Origin of the sequence: Buchnera aphidicola (Pemphigus obesinymphae), assembly GCF_026122815.1 — a bacterium.
Classification (GTDB): domain Bacteria; phylum Pseudomonadota; class Gammaproteobacteria; order Enterobacterales; family Enterobacteriaceae; genus Buchnera_C; species Buchnera_C aphidicola_BJ.
Genome location: NZ_JAIWQW010000001.1, coordinates 1 through 20,975 on the forward strand (window position 1 = coordinate 1; position 20,975 = coordinate 20,975).

General features: G+C 24.1%; 15 protein-coding genes and 1 pseudogene. 14 read left to right on the top strand and 2 right to left on the bottom strand.

Going from position 1 to position 20,975, the window contains the following annotated elements; all coding sequences use genetic code 11:
• Positions 1-232: 232 nt before the first annotated feature.
• Positions 233-1,192: a tRNA-modifying protein YgfZ gene (ygfZ, locus tag LDP10_RS00005; RefSeq protein WP_265196703.1), complete on the bottom strand. Its 960-nt coding sequence runs from the start codon at positions 1,190-1,192 to the stop codon at positions 233-235.
• Positions 1,193-1,457: 265 nt separating this feature from the next.
• Here ygfZ and prfB point away from each other — a divergent pair, with 265 nt between their 5' ends.
• From prfB to tusA, 10 genes and pseudogenes are all read left to right on the top strand, one after another.
• Positions 1,458-2,555 carry a peptide chain release factor 2 gene (gene prfB / locus LDP10_RS00010; protein WP_265196704.1) on the top strand — a complete coding sequence of 366 codons (1,098 nt, stop codon included), beginning with the start codon at positions 1,458-1,460 and terminating at the stop codon, positions 2,553-2,555.
• A gap of 8 nt (positions 2,556-2,563) precedes the next feature.
• Complete coding sequence (lysS, locus tag LDP10_RS00015) at positions 2,564-4,078, top strand: lysine--tRNA ligase (protein ID WP_265196705.1); 1,515 nt, start codon at positions 2,564-2,566, stop codon at positions 4,076-4,078.
• Between the two features lie 82 nt (positions 4,079-4,160).
• Complete coding sequence (gene lysA, locus LDP10_RS00020) at positions 4,161-5,423, top strand: diaminopimelate decarboxylase (protein WP_265196706.1); 1,263 nt, start codon at positions 4,161-4,163, stop codon at positions 5,421-5,423.
• Between the two features lie 47 nt (positions 5,424-5,470).
• A pseudogene (gene lgt / locus LDP10_RS00025) lies at positions 5,471-6,320 on the top strand (prolipoprotein diacylglyceryl transferase).
• Positions 6,321-6,997: 677 nt separating this feature from the next.
• Entirely contained in the window at positions 6,998-8,320 is a 1,323-nt protein-coding gene (miaB, locus tag LDP10_RS00030) for a tRNA (N6-isopentenyl adenosine(37)-C2)-methylthiotransferase MiaB (RefSeq protein WP_265196707.1), read from the top strand.
• 147 nt (positions 8,321-8,467) lie between these two features.
• On the top strand, positions 8,468-8,926 hold the full coding sequence (gene ybeY / locus LDP10_RS00035) for an rRNA maturation RNase YbeY (protein ID WP_265196708.1): 459 nt from the start codon (positions 8,468-8,470) through the stop codon (positions 8,924-8,926).
• A 78-nt stretch (positions 8,927-9,004) separates the two neighbouring features.
• Positions 9,005-9,874 (top strand): CNNM family magnesium/cobalt transport protein CorC, encoded by an 870-nt coding sequence (corC, locus tag LDP10_RS00040; protein WP_265196709.1) that lies wholly within the window; start codon positions 9,005-9,007, stop codon positions 9,872-9,874.
• A 196-nt stretch (positions 9,875-10,070) separates the two neighbouring features.
• Complete coding sequence (gene leuS / locus LDP10_RS00045; RefSeq protein WP_265196710.1) at positions 10,071-12,668, top strand: leucine--tRNA ligase; 2,598 nt, start codon at positions 10,071-10,073, stop codon at positions 12,666-12,668.
• A 68-nt stretch (positions 12,669-12,736) separates the two neighbouring features.
• Positions 12,737-13,747, top strand: coding sequence for a DNA polymerase III subunit delta (gene holA, locus LDP10_RS00050; RefSeq protein WP_265196711.1), 1,011 nt, complete (start codon positions 12,737-12,739; stop codon positions 13,745-13,747).
• A gap of 122 nt (positions 13,748-13,869) precedes the next feature.
• On the top strand, positions 13,870-14,118 hold the full coding sequence (gene tusA / locus LDP10_RS00055) for a sulfurtransferase TusA (protein WP_414734430.1): 249 nt from the start codon (positions 13,870-13,872) through the stop codon (positions 14,116-14,118).
• A 351-nt stretch (positions 14,119-14,469) separates the two neighbouring features.
• On the opposite strand, the gene asd is transcribed toward tusA, so the two are convergent.
• On the bottom strand, positions 14,470-15,579 hold the full coding sequence (asd, locus tag LDP10_RS00060; RefSeq protein WP_265196712.1) for an aspartate-semialdehyde dehydrogenase: 1,110 nt from the start codon (positions 15,577-15,579) through the stop codon (positions 14,470-14,472).
• Between the two features lie 646 nt (positions 15,580-16,225).
• On the opposite strand from asd, the gene LDP10_RS00065 reads away from it, so the two are divergent.
• The 4 genes from LDP10_RS00065 to mscS all read left to right on the top strand — a co-directional run bounded on the left by LDP10_RS00065 (position 16,226) and on the right by mscS (position 20,937).
• Positions 16,226-16,819, top strand: coding sequence for a YhgN family NAAT transporter (locus tag LDP10_RS00065; protein WP_265196713.1), 594 nt, complete (start codon positions 16,226-16,228; stop codon positions 16,817-16,819).
• Between the two features lie 543 nt (positions 16,820-17,362).
• Positions 17,363-18,526, top strand: a complete 1,164-nt coding sequence (locus LDP10_RS00070; protein WP_265196714.1) for a phosphoglycerate kinase — start codon at positions 17,363-17,365, stop codon at positions 18,524-18,526.
• 46 nt (positions 18,527-18,572) lie between these two features.
• On the top strand, positions 18,573-19,652 hold the full coding sequence (fbaA, locus tag LDP10_RS00075) for a class II fructose-bisphosphate aldolase (RefSeq protein ID WP_265196715.1): 1,080 nt from the start codon (positions 18,573-18,575) through the stop codon (positions 19,650-19,652).
• Positions 19,653-20,067: 415 nt separating this feature from the next.
• The gene (gene mscS / locus LDP10_RS00080; protein ID WP_265196716.1) at positions 20,068-20,937 is read left to right on the top strand and encodes a small-conductance mechanosensitive channel MscS; all 870 of its coding nucleotides are present in this window, start codon (positions 20,068-20,070) and stop codon (positions 20,935-20,937) included.
• The last annotated feature ends 38 nt before the right edge of the window (positions 20,938-20,975 follow it).

Below are 20,975 nucleotides of genomic sequence, written 5' to 3' on the forward strand. Positions count from 1 at the left end.
CTGTACCACTAGGAGCAGAAACGATAAAAAGTATACCTTTATTCATAATTTTAAAATACGTTTACAAATTTTTACTCATATCATCGATAATGAATATGTTTAATCAAAATAATATACTATTCTATTGTGCAAATATAGTCTATATATGCAATTAATTAAAATATTTTAAATAAAAAAAACATAAATAATTAAATCATTTAAAATATAAAAACATTTTATTTTTTTATAAAATTTAATTAATTATATACAACAAACTATTTTTATCACCATACACTCGTAATATACTATGAATATCTAAGTTATTACGTAAAATAGCTTGAATCCAAACAGAACCATCATACATAGCAATAGATACCAGTACATAACCTATTGCATACCAAGATTCATTTTTTTTTAGTTCTACAACAGAACCAATCTCTGGAATATTCGAATTAGATACACTAAATAACCGATACAAAGAATGCTTATTAATCGATCGAAATTTCATTTTCGCAATTACTTCTTGACCACAATAACAACCTTTTTTAAAATCTATTCCTTTCAATTTTTCTAAATTTATAGACAAAGGAACAAATTTATTCATCATTTTTTTACTAACAACAGGAAAGTTAGCTTCAATATCTAACGATAACCATTGTTGACTTGTAGTTAAAAAATTATTTTTTTGTTTTAAAAAATGAATTATTTTATGATCTTTAGGAATAATTAATAAAAAACGTTCTTCTGGTACATTGATACATAATATAGTTATATTTTTTTCTGTTATTAACATATTATTTTTGTCTGGAAGATTAATAAATAATTCTGTCAATATTTCTCGAGATTTACAACCGACTATACCAAATAATGAAAAATTATTTTCTTCACTAATTGTGATTTTAGAAAAAATTGAATATTTTTTTAATTCGCTAATTTGTATTTCAGTAACATCATTTTTTATAATATATGCGTAACCATTATTAAAATGGAATAAACGTAAAACGCCCCATACTTTACCATTAACATTACAATGAGCGCAAATAATGTGTTTATTAAATTGTAATGAATTCATATTAATTGTAAGCTGACTTTGCAAATATACCTTACTATCATCTCCAGATATTTTGATTAATGACCAATCTTCTAATTCAATTACATTAAATGACAATCTTTTAGAAGGATAAACTAATTTTTCAAATTTTATTTTTGTCATTATACTGTTACCTGCAATAATTTTAAGTGACCTATTATTACATTATTAGAACATTTATAAAAATTAATATATATTGTTTTTTACAATATTTTATACGCATTGCACATAAAATTATTTCGATTTAAAAAAAACAATTGTTTAAAAAAACATTTATTATAAATTAACATTATTTTATTTATAATAAAAATATTTATTACTACAAGTAATAAATTTTATAAATATAACTAAACTTTGTTTAAAATAAATTTAAAAGGATAATAAAAATATGTTTGAAATTAATTTCATAAGAAACAAGATAAAAAATCTTGATGAACGAACAAAAATATTAGAAAAAATTTTAAAATATAATACAATAAAAGAACGCGTAATTGAACTTAATTGCGAATTAGAAAATCCTAAAATATGGAACAATTCTCAACTAATAAAGAATATCAATCAAGAATCTTTTCGATTAAAAAGAACTATCAATTCAATTAAAGAAATAAAAAAAAATATTAAAGAAATTATTCATTTTTTACACCTTAATGTAATAAAATCCAATAAAAATATTTTGTATGATATTAAAAAAGAATTACAAATAACAGAAAAAAAAATTAATATGTTAGAATTTTATCGTATGTTTTCTAAAAAACACGATCATTTAAATTGTTATATTGATTTACAAGCTGGATCTGGAGGTACAGAAGCTCAAGATTGGGCAAAAATGTTGCTTCGTATGTATTTAAAATGGAGTAATGAAAAAGGTTTTAAAACAAATATTATTGAAGAATCAGAAGGAGATATAGCAGGTATCAAATCAGCTACTATAAAAATTAGTGGAGAATATGCTTTTGGATGGTTACGTACAGAAAACGGAATTCATCGTTTAGTTCGGAAAAGTCCTTTTAATGCAAATAATCGAAGACATACCTCATTTTGTTCTGCTTTTATATATCCGGATATAGATCACACCGTTTGTGTTAACATAAACACTGTAGATCTACGTATAGATGTTTACCGAGCATCAGGAGCAGGTGGTCAACATGTCAATAGAACAGAATCTGCAGTAAGAATCACTCATTTACCTACTGGTGTAACCACTCAATGTCAAAATGATCGTTCACAACATAAAAATAAAGAACAAGCTATGAAACAAATGCAAGCAAAATTATACCAATTAGAAATTCAGAAAAAGAAAATAGAAAAAAAAGAATTAAATGGTAATAAATCAGATATAGGTTGGGGACAGCAAATACGTTCTTATATATTAGACGATTCTAGAATAAAAGATATACGCACTGGTATAGAAACACGAGATGTACAATCCGTACTTAACGGGAAATTAGATCAATTTATTACAACTAATTTAAAATTAGGATTTTAGGAAAAAATATGTTAAAAAAAAACATTCTAAAAAATAAAATTCAAAAACCATTAAATCAAGAAGAAAAAATAAGAAAAAAAAAATTAATGGATATTTGTCAAGAAGGATTCAATTTTCCAAATAATTTTAAACCTAATACAACCATTATTCAAATTCATGAACTGTATTTTTTAAAAACCAATGAATATCTAAAAACAAAAAATATTAAAATTAGTATTGCAGGAAGGATGACACAAAAAAGAATCATGGGGAAAAGTTCTTTTTTTACATTACAAGATTCTGATGGGAAAATACAAATTTACGTTACAAAAAATATATGTCCTCTTAATTTTTATTCAGACCAATTTAAAAAATGGAATTTAGGAGATATTATAGGTGTCACTGGTCATGTTTTTAAAACTAAAACTGGAGAACTCACAATATATTCACATACATTAACATTACTTACTAAAACACTGCGTCCTCTTCCAAATAAATTTCATGGATTATCTGATCCAGAAATTAAATATAGAAAACGTTACTTAGACTTAATTAGTAATGAAGAATCACTAAAAATATTTAAAAAACGTTCTATCATTTTAAATATAATCCGTACTTTTATGTTAAACAATAATTTTTTAGAAGTAGAAACACCCATGATGCACAGTATTCCTGGAGGAGCTACAGCTCGTCCTTTTATTACACACCATAATGCTTTAAAAATAAATTTATACTTACGAATAGCACCTGAATTATATTTAAAACAATTAATTATTGGAGGTTTTAATAAAATATTTGAAATTAATCGAAACTTTAGGAATGAAGGACTATCGACAAAACATAATCCTGAATTCACTATGATGGAAACGTATATAACTTACGCTGATTATAAAGATATGATGCAATTCACAGAAAATCTTTTTAAACATATATCTAAAAAAATCAATAATAGTACGAAAGTATACTATGGAGAATATACATTCGATTTTTCCAAAAAATTTAAAAGATTAACTATGAAACAAGCTATTCTTTTATTTAACAAAAATATAGCACCTTTAGATCTAAAAAATATAGAAATATTAAAAAATATTACATTAAAACTAAAAATTAAAGTTAACAAAAATTGGAAATTAGGACATTATATTGCACAAATTTTTGAAAAAACAGTAGAAAAAAAATTAATAGAACCTACATTTATCACAGATTATCCAATAGAAATATCACCTCTTGCAAAAAGGAATAGTATTGATAATACTATTGCCGATCGTTTTGAATTATTTATCGGCGGAAATGAAATAGGAAATGGTTTTTCTGAATTAAATGATGCAGAAGATCAAAAAAACAGATTTAATGAACAAATTTTAAATAAATTATCTGAAAATGAACAACATATTTTATATGACAAAGATTACATTACGGCTCTTGAATACGGTTTACCTCCAACAGCCGGATTAGGTATTGGATTAGATCGTTTAATTATGATTTTTACAAATCAACACAGTATCAAAGATGTTATCTTATTCCCTACTCTTCGTCCTCTATAGATTATACTAATATATTTAATAAAATATATTAGTATAAATTTTTACACAAAAAAATATAAAAATAAATTAAAAAAGGATATGCATGACAATATTTTTTGAAAAAAATAAAAAATCTATAAACATAAAAAATATTTTATCATTGATAAAAAAAAACCATACCCCAATATGGATTTATGATGCAGAAACAATACTAAAAAAAATAAAAGAACTAAAAAAGTTTGATATTATCAGATATGCACAAAAAGCATGTTCAAATATTCATATTTTAAAAATAATGCGCAAGTCTAACATAAAAATAGATGCTGTTTCCATAGGAGAAATAGAAAGAGCTCTTGCTGCAGGATTTACACCAAAAAATAATGAAATAGTTTTTACAGCAGATTTATTTGACAAAGAAACATTATTAAAAATAGTAGATTTAAAAATTACTATTAATGCCGGATCAATTGATATGTTAGAACAAATTGGGAAAATTTCTCCTGGTCACCATATTTGGTTAAGAATCAATCCTAAATTTGGACATGGTCATAATAAAAAAACCAATACAGGTGGTGAAAACAGTAAACACGGAATATGGAACACTCATTCTGCTTTAGAAATCATAAAAAAATATAAATTAAATTTAATCGGTCTTCACATGCATATTGGATCAGGCTCCAATTATAACCATTTAAAAAAAGTTTGTGATGCAATGGTAAATGAAGTCCTAAAATTAAATCAAAACATTGCATCTATATCAGCAGGTGGAGGATTACCTATTCCATATCACTCCAACGATAAAAAAATAAACACAAAAAATTACTTTCAAATTTGGAACGAAGCACGGGGGAAAATCGCCCAACATTTAAAACGTCCCATAGAATTAGAAATTGAACCCGGTCGTTTTTTAGTTGCAGAATCTGGTATATTATTAACTGAAGTTAGAGCCGTAAAAAAAATGGGCAAAAATAATTTTGTTCTAATAGATGCTGGATTTAACGATCTAATAAGACCTACTATGTATGGTAGTTATCACCGTATATCTGCATTTTCTAAAAGTGGCGATTTAATAAAAACAGAAAAAAAAATTGATACTGTCGTAGGAGGACCATTATGCGAATCAGGAGATATTTTTACACAAACAAAAGAAGGAAATATTAAAGCTAGAAAATTACCTATCTTAAAAGCAGGAGATTATCTAGTTTTCCATGATACAGGAGCTTATGGTGCTTCTATGTCTTCAAATTATAACAGTCGACCATTAATTGCTGAAATATTATTTAAAAATAATAAATTTTATACAATAAGAAAACGTCAAACCATATCAGATATGCTTAAATTAGAAACTGAATGTTTAATAACATAACCTATTAAACAAAAAATTATTAAAAATTAATAACATAAGGGTCCGAAATGAATCATATTTATATACCATTTCCAAATTTAAATCCTATAGTTTTTTCTATAGGAAAAATTTCTTTACATTGGTATGGAATTATGTATCTTTTAAGTTTATTGTTTGCTTTATATATCAGTAAAAAAAAAATAAAAAAAATGAATGGACTCAACAAGAAATAGAAAATCTTATTTATAATTCTTTTTTTTCTCTCTTAATAGGCGGAAAATTAGGGTACATTATTTTCTATAATCCGTCGTATTACTTAAATAACATAAATAATATATTTAAAATATGGGAAGGAGGAATGTCTTTTCATGGAGGATTCATCGGAGTTGTAATAACTGTGTTTTTTTTTCAAAAAAAACAAAAAAATCTTTTCTACAAATTACAGATTTTATTGCTCCCTTAGTCCCTTTTGGATTAGGAGCTGGACGTATTGGCAATTTTATTAATGGAGAATTATGGGGTAGAATTGCCATCAACATGCCTTTATCAATGTTATTTCCGGGATCCAAAGAAATAGATTTAACACTCAGTCAATCTAATCCAGAATTGCAAATTTTAATAAAAAAATTTGGAGTACTTCCCAGACATCCTTCTCAAATATACGAATTCTTCTTAGAAGGAGTGATACTTTTTATTATCTTACATCTGTTTACAAAAATAAAAACAAAAGAAGGAACTATTTCAGCAATATTTCTTATTAGTTATGGTATGTTACGTATTATTGCTGAATTTTTTCGACAACCTGATCCACAAATTGGTTTATTATTTGGCATTATTACTATGGGCCAAATGCTTTCATGTCCAATGATTATAATTGGTATAGCTATAATTGTTAAAAATTATGTCAAATATAAATAATAATTATCGTCCAATAAATTTAAAAAAAAATTTAAATTCAAAAAAAAACTTAAAAAAGAAAAAATATTAATAAAAAATACATATTAACTTGAAATAAATAGGATCATAAAAATGATAAAATTAAACTTTTTCCAAAAAAAAATAAAAAATATATAAATATTAATTTAAATAAAAAATTTAAATAACTAAATTTATCAAAAATATTTCGACATTATTTTAAATTTCTATTTAACATTATTATTTATAAAATGAAAATAAATATTCTTCTTCAAAATATAATTTAAAGAAGAATATTTTTTATGGACAGTTGTAGTTATTCACATATATAATTATTATTAAATAATAATCACATAATAAAATATTAAAAATCCTAAAAAACCACTTTTGTTATTTTAAAAACTACAATCTGCCATTTCAATAAAACATTAATTTTTTTATTTTTTTAAAATATAAAAATATCTACATTTGATAAAAACAGATATTAATATACAGTAAATAACACATATTTTATATCATGAAAATAAAATAGGTACTGTTTATTATAATAAATTGTTTTAAAAAAAATTTAAAAGATACTTTATTAATGATAAAAATTATTATAATAAAAATGCTTTATTTAAAATATAAAAATGTGTTTGGAATATATCCATTAATAAAATTATAAAAAATTAAAGAAAATGAAAAAAAAAATATATGTTAAAACTTGGGGTTGCCAAATGAATGAATATGATTCATCAATGATTATAGGCATACTAAAAAAAGAAAAAAATTACGAAGTTACAGAAATACCAGAAAAAGCAGATATTCTAATTTTAAATACTTGTTCTATAAGAGAGAAAGCACAAGAAAAAGTATTTCACCAATTGGGAAGATGGAAAAACCTAAAAAAAAATAAACCTAATTTAATTATTGCTGTTGGAGGATGTGTCGCCACACAAGAGGGACAAGAAATAAAAAAACGCGCAAAATACGTTGACATTATATTTGGCACTCAAACTTTACACCGTTTACCAAAAATGATAAACACTTCTCGTGTACTAAAAGATACCACAATAGATATCACATTTCCTGAAATAGAAAAATTCGATTATCTACCAGAACCATGTACTCCTAATATATCTTCTTTTGTATCTATTATGGAAGGATGTAATAAATATTGCTCTTTCTGTATTGTACCTTATACACGAGGTAAAGAAGTCAGCAGACCTTGTGACGATATTATATTTGAAATATCTGTTTTAGCTCAAAAAGGGGTAAGAGAAATAAATTTATTAGGACAAAACGTCAATGCTTATAAAGGAAGTACTTATAATGGGAAAATATGTACATTTGCAGAACTATTACGCATAATTTCAGAAATAGATGGAATCGATCGAATCCGTTTCACTACTAGTAATCCTATCGAATTTACAGATGATATAATTAATGTTTACCGCGATACTCCTAAGCTAGTAAGCTTTTTACATTTACCAGTACAAAGTGGATCTGATAAAATTTTAAAATTAATGAAAAGATCTCATACCGTATCAGAATACAAAACAATTATTAATAAATTATTGTATGTACGACCAAACATTCAAATCAGTTCTGATTTTATCATTGGATTTCCAGGAGAAACTGAAAAAGATTTCCAAGATACCTTAAAATTGATTCATGATGTTAAATTTGATATGAGTTATAGTTTCTTGTACTCACCAAGACCAGGTACTCCAGCTGCTGATTTAAAAGATACCGTAAAAAAAGATACGAAAAAAAAACGATTATATATTTTACAAAATTTGATTAATCAACAAACCGTATATTGGAATAAAAAATTGTTACATAGTACTCAATCGGTACTTGTGGAAGGTGTTTCCAAAAAAAACATTATGCAACTATGTGGAAGAACAGAAAATAATAGAATTGTACACTTTACAGGATCACCCAATATGATAGGAAAATTTATAAATTTAAAAATTACTGATTATTATAGAAACACTTTGAAAGGACATATTATCTAAATTTAAAGCTTATTAAATAGTACTAGAACGTAAAAGATATATACAAAGTTTTAAAAATATATTTTAATAATTCAAATACTTATTTAACACGTATATCATAATTTATCAATGTAAAAATTTTAAGATATTAATCTTATTTTCACCAAAATGAAAAATATAATACTAGATATACAAATAGCCTGTTCAAATAAAATTTATAGACCAGAAAAAAAAGATTTTGAAATATGGTTAAAAAAAATTTTAAAAGACAAAAAAAAAATGTATGAAATTACCATAAGAATAGTGGATAAAACAGAAATACAAGAAATGAATTTAAAATACAGAGGTAAAAAAAAACCTACAAATATATTATCATTTACATATTCTGAAAACGAAAAAAAAAGTGTAATTTTTTTAGGAGATTTAATTATTTGCAACACTATCTTACAAGAAGAAGCAAAAATACAAAAAAAATTACTAAAATCTCATTGGGCACATATAATCATACACGGAACTTTACATCTATTGGGATATAATCACGAAAATCATATTCAACAAAAAAAAATGGAATTTTTAGAGACCAATATAATGCTTGCATTAGGATATCAAAATCCATATTTATTTTGATAAACATGTTACTGAAAAAAACTACTTGTATTTAAAATCACATAATAAAACATATTTTAGAATATATATTGAAATACTATGAATGATGAAAATACACAAAACAAAGAAAATCGGAAAGGTTTTTTTTCTATTTTATTGCACCATATTTTCCATGACGAACCGAAAAACAAAGAAGATTTATTAAACCTAATAAGAGATTCAGAAGAAAATGAACTAATAGATCAAGAAACACGCGATATGTTAGAAGGTGTTATTGATATAACTAAACAACGTGTACGTGAAATTATGATTCCACGTTCACAAATGATTACATTAAAGCCAAATTATAATATCAATAAATGTTTAAATATAATCATTAAATCAGCTCATTCACGATTTCCTGTCATGAGTAATGATACTAATTATGTTGAAGGTTTACTTATGGCTAAAGATTTACTGTCTTTCATGAAAAAATCACAAGAAGAATTCTCTATTAAAAATATTTTACGTCCAGCTATAGTAGTCCCCGAAAGTAAATATGTTAATCATATGTTAAAAGAATTTCGTTTAAAAAGATATCATATGGCAATAGTAATAGATGAATTTGGAGCTGTATCTGGTTTAGTAACCATAGAAGATATTTTAGAATTAATTGTCGGGAAAATAGAAGATGAATACGATAACACTGCAAATATCAATATTCTTCAATTAAATCAAAATACATTTAGTATTAAAGCGTTGACCCATATTAAAGAATTTAATGAAACTTTTAATACCAATTTTAAACACAAAGGAGTAGATACTGTCGGTGGATTAGTTATGCAACAATGTGGACATCTTCCAAGAAGAGGTGATATTATCAATATAAAAGGCTACAAATTTAAAATACATACAGCAAATAGCAGACGCATAATACAACTTCATGTTAATTTTCCGAAAAACATAGAAATAAATAAAACAAAAAAATAAAATTATATAATTATTTTATATATATCTGACAAAAATTTCATAAAATATAAATATATATAAAAAATTAATAAATCAAACATATTTTCATTATTTATAAATTAAATATAATTTATATATATAGCAATAATAAATAATGATTATTTTTAAATTCTGCTTTAAAATAGAATTTTAAATCTTAATTGTATTAAATTATACCATGAAAAAAACATATCAGCCCGAAGAAATAGAAAAATACGTACAAAATATTTGGCATAAAAATAACACCTTCAAAGTTACTGAAAACAAAGAAAAAGAAAAATACTACTGTTTAGCCATGCTTCCTTATCCTTCTGGTAATTTGCATATGGGTCATGTTAGAAACTATACTATTAGTGATGTAATTGCCCGTTACCAAAGAATGTTAGGTAAAAACGTTTTACATCCTATGGGTTGGGATGCTTTTGGATTACCAGCTGAAGAAACTGCTATTAAAAACAACATATCCCCAAAATTATGGACTTACAGAAATATTGAAAAAATGAAAAAACAACTACAATCATTAGGATTTAGTTATGATTGGAGTCGAGAAATAACTACTTGTGAACCCAATTTTTATAAATGGGAACAATGGTTCTTTACTAAACTCTATAAAAAAAAACTTGTTTATAAAAAAATATCATTTGTAAACTGGTGTCCTACCGACAAAACAGTATTAGCCAATGAGCAAGTGATTGACGGATGTTGCTGGCGTTGTAATACCAAAATAACATTACGCAATATCCCACAATGGTTTATAAAAACGAAACAATATGCTGAAGAACTACTAAATAATATTGAAAAATTAAAATATTGGCCCGAAAAAGTAAAAAAAATGCAAAAAAACTGGATTGGTCGTTCTAAAGGATTAAATATTACCTTTAATATAGTTAATAGTAAAAAAAAATTAATTATATTTACAACTCAACCTGATTTACTTATGGAAGCGACATATATCTCTATATCTCCTTTCCATGAACTAACACAAAAATTAGCAAAAAAAAATCAAGAAATAAAAAAATTTATAAAAAAATCATATGAAATTATGAATTTAAAATCCCTCATCAATTCTATAAAAAATTTAGGGAAAAACACAGAAAGATATGTTATTCATCCGTTAACAAATACCCCATTACCTATTTGGATAAACAACAACTTATTAATTGATAATGTAGCCAATGAAACTATTTCAATACCTTCGTATAATCAAAATGATTTATCTTTTGCCATAAAATATAAATTAAAAATAAAACCTGTTACTGATAAATCAAATAATTCTTTTCCCAAAATTATAAAAGATAACACAATAAAAAAAAATGAATCGTTGAACCTTAGACTATCTAGTAATTTAAATAATGAAGAAAATGTCTTAAGTATAAGTGATCAATTACTTAAAAAAGGAATTGCACAAAGAAAAATCAATTATAAATTAAAAGATTGGACAGTTTCTAGACAAAGATATTGGGGTACTCCAATTCCCATGGCAACAAATAAAAAAAATGAAATCATACCTATACCTGATGATCAATTACCTATTCTTTTGCCTGAAATAAACAACATACAAGAAATTCAAAATTTTTTAAAAAAAGAAAAAAAATCAAATCAAATCAATATAAATGGTCAACCAGTATTTCAAGAAATAGACACTTTCGATACATTTATGGAATCATCTTGGTATTACGTTAGATATACAGATCCACATTTTAACGCAATGGTTAACACTAAATCTGCTAATTATTGGTTACCTATAGACCAATATGTAGGAGGAATAGAACATGCTACTATGCACTTAATATATATTCGACTTTACCATAAATTATTACGAGATTTTGGATTAGTAAATAGTAACGAACCAATAAAAAAATTACTATGTCAAGGAATGGTACTTTCAGAAGCTTTTTATTATTTAACTGAAAAAAAACAACGTCATTGGATTTCCCCTAAATTGGTACAAATAAAAAGAGATGAATATGGAAAAATCTTACAAGCATGTACTAAAGATGGAAAAAAAATAATTTATGCTGGCATGATAAAAATGTCGAAATCAAAAAACAATGGGATAGAACCAGAATTAATAATTAAAAAATATGGAGCCGATACTGTTAGGCTATTTATTATGTTTGCAGCACCTGTGGACGCTTCTCTTGAATGGAGAGAATCAGGCATAAAAGGAATTTATCGTTTTTTACAAAAACTATGGAAACTCATATATCACCATGTAAAACAAAAAAACATTGATATTAGTTTAAATCCAAAATTATTCACAGAACAACAAAAAAAAATACGTTGTAAATTACACAAAACTATTATTAAAGTATCCGATGATATTAACCGACGTCAAACGTTTAATACAGCTATCGCAGCAATTATGGAATTAGTAAATAGTGTCACAAAAAAAAATAAAGAAAATGAACAAGATGTCCCATTAATGCAAGAAGCTTTAATTATTATAATAAAAATGCTATATCCATTTACACCACATTTTAGTTTCTTTACTTGGCAAATATTAAAAAAAAATAGTAATATACCAGATGAAATTTTATGGCCTGTTCCTGATAAAGAAGCAATGTTAGAAACATCAAATATCATTGCAATTCAAATTAATGGTAAAACACGTTGTAAAATATCAGTCAATATAAATTTATCTAAAGAACAAATATTATCTCAAGTAAAAAAAAATCCACGAATCCTCAAATTTATTAAAAACAACAAAATTAATAAAATTATTTATATACCGAAAAAAATATTAAATTTAGTTATATCTGAAAATATTAAATGATACTTATACATTTTTTAAATTTCATAGAAAACAAATAACGTATTAGAATAAAGGATAAATAATCTATTATGCATATCATTAATGCAGATAATTTAGAGAAATCTTTACTAAAAAAACTAAATTACTCATATTTACTTATTGGAGAAGAAGAATTTTTTATTCAAGAAAGCAAAATTTTTTTATTAAAATTCGCGAAAAAAAAACAATATTTAGAAATAAATACAGTATATATTAAATTTGATATAGATTGGATAAATGTCATTAAAATATACCAAAAAATGTGTTTTTTTTCTAAAAAAAAAATCTTGATTCTTAAATACAAAAAAAATACATTTGATAATGAATTTTTTAAAAATTTAAAAAAAATATCTAACATATTGAATGAAAACATCTTTTTAATAATGCAATTAGAAAATCATAATACCGATTATCAAAAAAAAATTTTTCTTAATTTATCACAAATAAACGTAACAATTATTTACTGTAATAAAATTACATCTGAAAATTGGAATAATTGGATAGAAAAAAAAATAAAAAAAATGCAATTAAATATGCATAACGATGTAAAAAAATTACTGTATAAAAACTACGAAGGTAATTTGTTCGCATTATCGAACATATTAAATATATTAATGTTACTTTATTCATCTAACGAGATTACATTAAATAAATCTAAAAAAATAATAGAAAATTTATCATTATTTACACCTGTAGAATGGATTAATTCCCTATTTGAAAAAAATAAAAAAAGATCTATGAAAATAATAAACAGATTTAGTGAACAAAAATATAATCCTGTTGTTTTAATCAGACATTTACAAAAAGATTTACTAACATTAATTTATATGAAAAAAAATAAAAATATAAATTACTATCTATTTTTAAATAAAAAAAAAATTTGTAATAAAAGACATATAATTTTTATTAACGCTTGTATTAACAACACAGATGAAAATTTATATAAAATAATAAAAATAATTACTAATTTAGAATTAAAAATAAAAGGAGAATATAACGATAAATCATTATGGACACAATTAAAGTTACTGTCTTTACAATTTTGTTATTATAAAAAATAATAAAGATAAACCATATCATTATTATTCATCATCTTAAATTTTAAAAATTTTTATCATATTTATTGAAATAATAAAACACTATTAAAATTATGTTAATAAAAAAATTTTCAATAAGGATAATTATGTTCATTAAAGAAAATTATATTTTAAATTTAGTTAACTTGCGTTGTCCTGATCCTATCATGAAAATAAGAGAAAAATTAAGAAAAATAAAAAAAAATGAAGTAATACTTATTATAGCAGATGATCCTTCTACCAAAAGAGAAATTCCTCAACTATGTCTGTTTATGGGCCATACATTAATACACAGCGATATAAATAAAATTCCTTATCAATATTTATTAAAAAAAGGTAATATATTTAAAAATTAAATAAATACCGAAGATTTTATCAATTTTAATAATTAAAAACATACTTGTTTAAAATATTAACATTATCAAAATTATAAAAATTTTTATGATTAATTTATGATAAAAATAGATTTCAATCAATTTTCTCATTGATTGAAATATTTTTTTATTCAAAAATATATATAATTTTATGTAACTAAAATAATTCAAAAAAATTTTATTTATAATGTCTATTGCTTTAATTTAACCATTTAAAAATTAAATGTTTATCCATTTTTAAATATATACTTTCCATAAAAATTTATCATATTAAAAACATTAAACTTTGATTAAAAAAAAATATTCTATTTTGTTTACAGGAAAATGCATATGTTAAGTTAATAATTTTAAAATACGACGCAGTGGTTCAGCAGCTCCCCACAATAATTGATCGCCAACCGTGAAAGCAGATAAATATTTTTTACCTAAACTTAACTTACGCAATCTTCCAACAGGAGTTATTAATTTTCCGGTAACTGCAGTAGGTGTCAAATCATGTACAGTATCATTATAATTATTTGGAATCACACGTACCCATTCATTATGACTAGATAAAATTGTTTCTATTTCCGACATTGAGATATCTTTTTTTAATTTTATAGTAAAAGATTGGCTATGACAACGGAGTGATCCTACTCTTACACATACACCATCAATTAAAATTTTATCTTTGTAACCTAATATTTTATTAGTTTCTGTTTGTGCTTTCCATTCTTCTTTAGTTTGTCCGTATTTTACATGCGTATCAATCCAAGGAAGAACACTACCAACTAATGGTACTTGAAAATAATTTTTTGGCAATACTTCTGACCGGGTAATTTTGGTAACTTTTTGTTCAATAGATAAAGGTGACACAAGCATACTTTTTAATTCTTGAGATACCGCTGTATATATAACTCCCATTTGATTTAATAATTCGATCATGTGTTGAGCACCACTACCAGAAGCAGCTTGATAAGTAGAAACAGTTACCCATTCTATTAAATCAGAAACAAACAAACCACCTAAAGACATTAACATTAAACTAACTGTACAATTGCCACCTATAAAATTTTTTATACCACGTTGTATACTTTTTTCTATTATATTTTTATTAACTGGATCTAAAACTATAACAGAATCTTTTTGCATTCTTAACGTTGAGGCAGCATCTATCCAATAACCATTCCAACCTATCTTCCTTAACTTGTAAAAAATAACATTAGTATATTCTCCTCCTTGACAGGTAACAACAACATCTAATGCTTTTAAAGCTTCAATATTATAAGCATCCTCTAATTTAGATTGAATAACTCCTTGTATTTTAGGACCAATTTGACCTTTTTGAGATGTAGAAAAAAAAACAGGAACAATTTTTTCAAAATCATTTTCTTCGCACATTCTATTTAATAACACTGATCCTACCATTCCTCTCCAACCTATAAAACCGACTTTTTTTTTCATTTTTTTTACAATATGTTAGATTAGTTGTTATTTATATAATAATAGATATTATATATACTCTTATATAAAAAAATAAATGCAAATTTATAAAAATAATAATGTAATTTACCCCAGATTTTATCATTTTTAAAATAAATAATTAAATTATAAAACATATTTTGAAATAAATAAACTAACTATATTATTTATATACCATCTTATCCTCTATTTTAAAATAACACTTTATGTTAACCTAACATTATTTATTCAAAAAATATTATACATAAAAATATTTACTATCTAATAAAACAAAAAATACGTATTATCTGAAATAACACAATTGATTATTGTATTCGTTTTTCTTTAATATCTTTATATTCAATAAATAAAAATATAAATTAAATATTGTATTAAAATATTCAATTTCATATATTCTATAAATTATAAATATTAATATATTTTTGATAATCATCAAAATAAAATATTTTATATATATAAGAAACAAAAAATATTTATTATAAAATAATTTATTTAAAAAATTATATATATAATAGTAATTATTTGATGTATTTAAGTTAAAAAGTAAATTTTCCATACATATAAGTAAAAATATAGATTAAAAAACGTGTAAATATATTAATTCTAAAAACGGGATAAAGTACTAAAAATGACCGAAATAATTTCTGCAACTATACTGTTAATATTAATAATGGATCCTCTTGGTAATTTACCTATTTTTATGTCAGTTTTAAAAAACATTAAACCTGATCGACGTAAAATAGTCTTAATTAGAGAAATGATTATTTCTTTATTAATTATGCTACTATTTCTATTTGCAGGTGAAAAAATATTATCTGCTCTTAATTTAAGAACTGAAACAGTGTCTATATCTGGCGGTATTATTTTATTTTTAATTGCTATTAAAATGATTTTTCCTTCCGAAGAAAACATCAACAATGTCATTGATTCTCAAGAAGAACCTTTTTTAGTACCTTTAGCAGTACCACTTATAGCTGGACCTTCTTTATTAGCAACACTAATGCTATTATCTCACCAATACCCTAACAAAATATTATATTTATCAGGAGCATTAATTATTGCATGGAGTACAACAGTAATAATATTACTATTATCCGAATTATTCTTACGTTTATTTAGTAAAAAAGGAGTAAACGCTTTAGAAAGATTAATGGGTTTAATATTAATTATGTTATCTACTCAAATGTTTCTGGATGGAATTCAATCTTGGTTTCAACATTAAATTAAAGATAAGTTCAACACAGTCATTTCAATGAATCTAATTAATTAATATATTATGTATAATACATAATTATAACTTATTATATACCAAATTATTTTCTAAAAATATTATATATAATATTTGTTTTTACATAAATATTATATATAAATAAATTTAATTTATTTTAATAAAAAATATATTATTCATAAATAATCATACATTAATAAATTAATTTCATTTAAGATAAAATAAATAAATTTATTTTTTAAAAAAATTATATTACATATTAATAATATAATAATTTTTATTTAACAAAAAACAAATAAAATATTTATAAAAATATAAAATTAACATTCAATATGTTAACATCTTTCAGTCTTTATATTCTCAACAACATGTATATATTCAAGATAATAATAATCAAATTATGATATACTTCATATTTTAATAATTATTTAAATTATAATTTAACAATAATAAAATTATAGTTCAAATAACAAAAAATATTATATTAATAATAGCATATTTAAAATAATCGATAAAATAATTTAAAAGAGCTAATATATGATAAATCTGTCCGATTTAGATATTTCTAATAAACGTGTCCTTATAAGATTAGATCTTAATGTACCTATCAAAAATAATATTATAGAATCTGAATCCCGTATTCTAGCAGCATTACCAACAATCGAATTTGCATTAAAAAAAAACGCAAAAGTTATAATTATGTCACATTTAGGAAGACCGAAATACGAAAAATATGAAAAAAAATTATCTTTATTTCCTATTTATGAATATCTCAAAAAAAAAATAAAACATACTAAAGTCAATTTTAGTAACAATTATCTCAGTGGAGTTAACATTAATGCAGGTGAACTGTTAATTCTAGAAAATGTAAGATTTAATCCAGGAGAAAAAAATAACAATATTTCTCTATCTAAAAAATATGCCAATTTATGTGATATTTTTGTTATGGATGCATTTGGAACCTCTCATCGAATAGAATCATCTACTTATGGAATAGCAGAATTTGCACCGATAGCATGCGCAGGTCCGTTATTAAAATCAGAATTAAAAATATTATCTCAAGCTTTAAAAAATCCTCAACGTCCTCTAATAGCTATTGTGGGAGGTGCAAAAGTTTCTACAAAATTTAATATTTTAAACTCATTAACAAAAATAGCAGACACTATTATTGTAGGAGGTGGGATAGCAAATACTTTTATAGCCGCTGATTACTCGGTAGGAAAATCATTGCATGAACCAGAATTTATAAATCAAGCCAAAATATTAAAAGAAAATAACAATATCATTATTCCAGTTGATTCAAGAGTTGGAACACACTTCAGTAAAAATAGTCCTGTCACAATAAAAAAAATCAATGAAATCAAAAAAAATGAAGAAATTATGGATTTCGGAGATCAAACTATAAAAAACATGATACATATTTTAAAGAAAGCTAAAACCATTCTTTGGAATGGACCAGTAGGAGTATTCGAATTCCCAAATTTTAGAAAAGGAACTCAAATGCTAGCGATGACTATTGCAAATAGTAACGCATTTTCTATAGCAGGAGGTGGCGATACATTATCTGTGATAGATATGTTTAATATAAAAAAAAATATTTCATATGTTTCAACTGGAGGAGGTGCTTTTTTGCAATTTCTTGAAGGAAATACTTTACCAACAGTAAAAATATTACAACAAAGATCACTAGAAAAAATATAAAAATTATTTTTATAAAAATAAATAATTTGTTAATAGGAAAACAACTATGTCAAAAGTATTAGATTTCCTAAAACCAGGAGTTATTTTTGGACATGATATTCAAAAATTATTTCAATTTGCTAAATTAAATAAATTTGCCATACCTGCAGTAAATTGTATAGGTACAGATTCTATCAATTCCGTGCTAGAAACAGCAGCCGAAATTCAAGGACCAGTAATCATACAATTTTCTCACGGAGGAGCTTCTTTCATATCCGGAAAAGGTATAAAAACAAAAAAAACAGAAGAGCAAGCCATTATAGGAGCTATTTCCGGTGCTCAACATGTACATTTAATGGCAAAATATTATGGAATACCAGTAATCATACATACAGATCATTGCCACAAAGAAATATTACCATGGATAAACGGATTATTAATATCTAGTGAAAATCATTTTAAAGAAAATGGAGTACCACTTTTCTCATCACATATGATAGATTTATCAAAAGAAAAAATAGAAATAAATTTAGATATCTGTGCTAAATATCTAAAAATAATGAAAAAAATGAAAATTTTTCTAGAAATAGAACTTGGTTGTACTGGAGGAGAAGAAGACGGCATAGATAACAATCACTTACATAGTTCTTCTTTATATACTCGTCCTGAAGAAGTAAATTACGCTTATGAAATATTACACTCTATTAGTCCATATTTTACTATTGCAGCTGCTTTTGGTAATGTACATGGTGTATATCAAACTGGAAATATTCAACTAAAACCTATCATTTTAAAAAAATCACAAGAATACATTAGTAAAAAACACAACTTACCACATAATTATTTAAACTTTGTATTTCATGGTGGTTCTGGATCATCTGCATTAGATATTAAAAAATCTATCGAATATGGTGTAGTAAAAATGAATATCGACACAGATGTACAATGGGCATCATGGAAAGGTATTTTAGAATTTTACAAAAAAAATAAAAATTATCTACATAATCAACTTGGTAATCCCAATGGAAATAACGAACCTAACAAAAAATATTATGATCCACGTATGTGGATCAGAGAATCTCAAACATCAATGTCTACATATTTAAAAAAAGTTTTTAAAAAATTAAACGCTTGCTACACTTTATAACTGTTTTTTAATTTCATTTTTCTTAAAATAAAATTAGAGGAGAATAGAATTGTATTCTCCCTGATTTTTAATCAATTAATAAAAATTTGTTTTTATCAATTTACCCAATCATAATACTATTAATTATGATAAATAATCAAATATGTATTCCAAATAACATATATTCGTATACTCACTTTTTCTTGTTTTTTCAAAAAAAATAAAATATAATTTTTACTATATTGTACATATATATTAAATTATTAAAAAATAAATAGAGATATAATTTTCAATACCATAATATCTCATATACTGTTTTTTGTCTAAAAAATAATACTATTTATAAAAAATATACTCGTACAAAAATATTACTCTATTATCTATATTTTAAAATCTACCAATATATTTAAAAAAAAGCGAACTAATAAGGACAAAAATGGAAGACTTAAATGTAGTGAATGATATTAATCATGCTGAAAATTGGTTAATACAAAATCAGAAACTACTACTTGGATACATAATTAATCTTACTTCCGCTATTGTTATATTAATAATAGGATTATTTGTTGCAAGGATCATCGCTAATGGAGTGAATAAAGTTTTAATTACCAGGAATATTGATTCGACTATTTCTGGTTTTCTTGCGGCCTTAGCTAGATATGTTATAATTACATTTACCCTCATTGCAAGCTTAGGTTGCATCGGTATACAAACTACATCAGTAATTACTATACTGGGTGCTGCTGGTATGGCTATAGGATTAGCATTACAAGGATCTCTATCCAACTTTGCAGCAGGTGTTTTATTAGTAACACTAAGACCTCTTCGTACCGGAGAATATGTAGATTTGGGCACTATTGCAGGAACAGTCACAAATGTACATATTTTTTATACTACACTACGTACTCTTGATGGGAAAATAGCTATTGTGCCAAACGGAAAAATTGTATCCGGAAATATCATCAACTATTCTAGAGAACCTGCTAGAAGAAATGAATTTATTATTTGTGTTTCTTATAATTCTGATATTGATTTAGTTATTAATACACTACATAAAGTCATTGATACCGATCACAGAGTTTTGAAAGATCGTGGCGTAATTATTGGATTAAGCGAATTAGGACCATTCTCCCTTAATTTTATAGTAAGATGCTGGAGCAACACAGATGATCTTAATATAGTTTATTGGGATTTAATGGCTAAATTCAAAAAAGCCTTAGATTCTAATAATATTGATGCACCTTATCCTAAAATGAATATTCATGTTTATAAAGCAAGAAAAACTTCTAAAAAAAAATTTAAATAAATTTAATTCGTATTTAATTTTAAATTACTTATAAAAAT

What these genes read in the sequence shown, in the direction of transcription:
- corC (WP_265196709.1), top strand. Translation starts at nt 9,005, where the DNA reads ATGAATGATGAAAATACACAAAACAAAGAAAATCGGAAAGGTTTTTTT.
- ygfZ (WP_265196703.1), bottom strand. Translation starts at nt 1,192, where the DNA reads ATGACAAAAATAAAATTTGAAAAATTAGTTTATCCTTCTAAAAGATTG.
- holA (WP_265196711.1), top strand. Translation starts at nt 12,737, where the DNA reads ATGCATATCATTAATGCAGATAATTTAGAGAAATCTTTACTAAAAAAA.
- ybeY (WP_265196708.1), top strand. Translation starts at nt 8,468, where the DNA reads ATGAAAAATATAATACTAGATATACAAATAGCCTGTTCAAATAAAATT.
- LDP10_RS00065 (WP_265196713.1), top strand. Translation starts at nt 16,226, where the DNA reads ATGACCGAAATAATTTCTGCAACTATACTGTTAATATTAATAATGGAT.
- fbaA (WP_265196715.1), top strand. Translation starts at nt 18,573, where the DNA reads ATGTCAAAAGTATTAGATTTCCTAAAACCAGGAGTTATTTTTGGACAT.
- miaB (WP_265196707.1), top strand. Translation starts at nt 6,998, where the DNA reads ATGAAAAAAAAAATATATGTTAAAACTTGGGGTTGCCAAATGAATGAA.
- LDP10_RS00070 (WP_265196714.1), top strand. Translation starts at nt 17,363, where the DNA reads ATGATAAATCTGTCCGATTTAGATATTTCTAATAAACGTGTCCTTATA.
- asd (WP_265196712.1), bottom strand. Translation starts at nt 15,579, where the DNA reads ATGAAAAAAAAAGTCGGTTTTATAGGTTGGAGAGGAATGGTAGGATCA.
- lysA (WP_265196706.1), top strand. Translation starts at nt 4,161, where the DNA reads ATGACAATATTTTTTGAAAAAAATAAAAAATCTATAAACATAAAAAAT.
- prfB (WP_265196704.1), top strand. Translation starts at nt 1,458, where the DNA reads ATGTTTGAAATTAATTTCATAAGAAACAAGATAAAAAATCTTGATGAA.
- leuS (WP_265196710.1), top strand. Translation starts at nt 10,071, where the DNA reads ATGAAAAAAACATATCAGCCCGAAGAAATAGAAAAATACGTACAAAAT.
- mscS (WP_265196716.1), top strand. Translation starts at nt 20,068, where the DNA reads ATGGAAGACTTAAATGTAGTGAATGATATTAATCATGCTGAAAATTGG.
- lysS (WP_265196705.1), top strand. Translation starts at nt 2,564, where the DNA reads ATGTTAAAAAAAAACATTCTAAAAAATAAAATTCAAAAACCATTAAAT.
- tusA (WP_414734430.1), top strand. Translation starts at nt 13,870, where the DNA reads ATGTTCATTAAAGAAAATTATATTTTAAATTTAGTTAACTTGCGTTGT.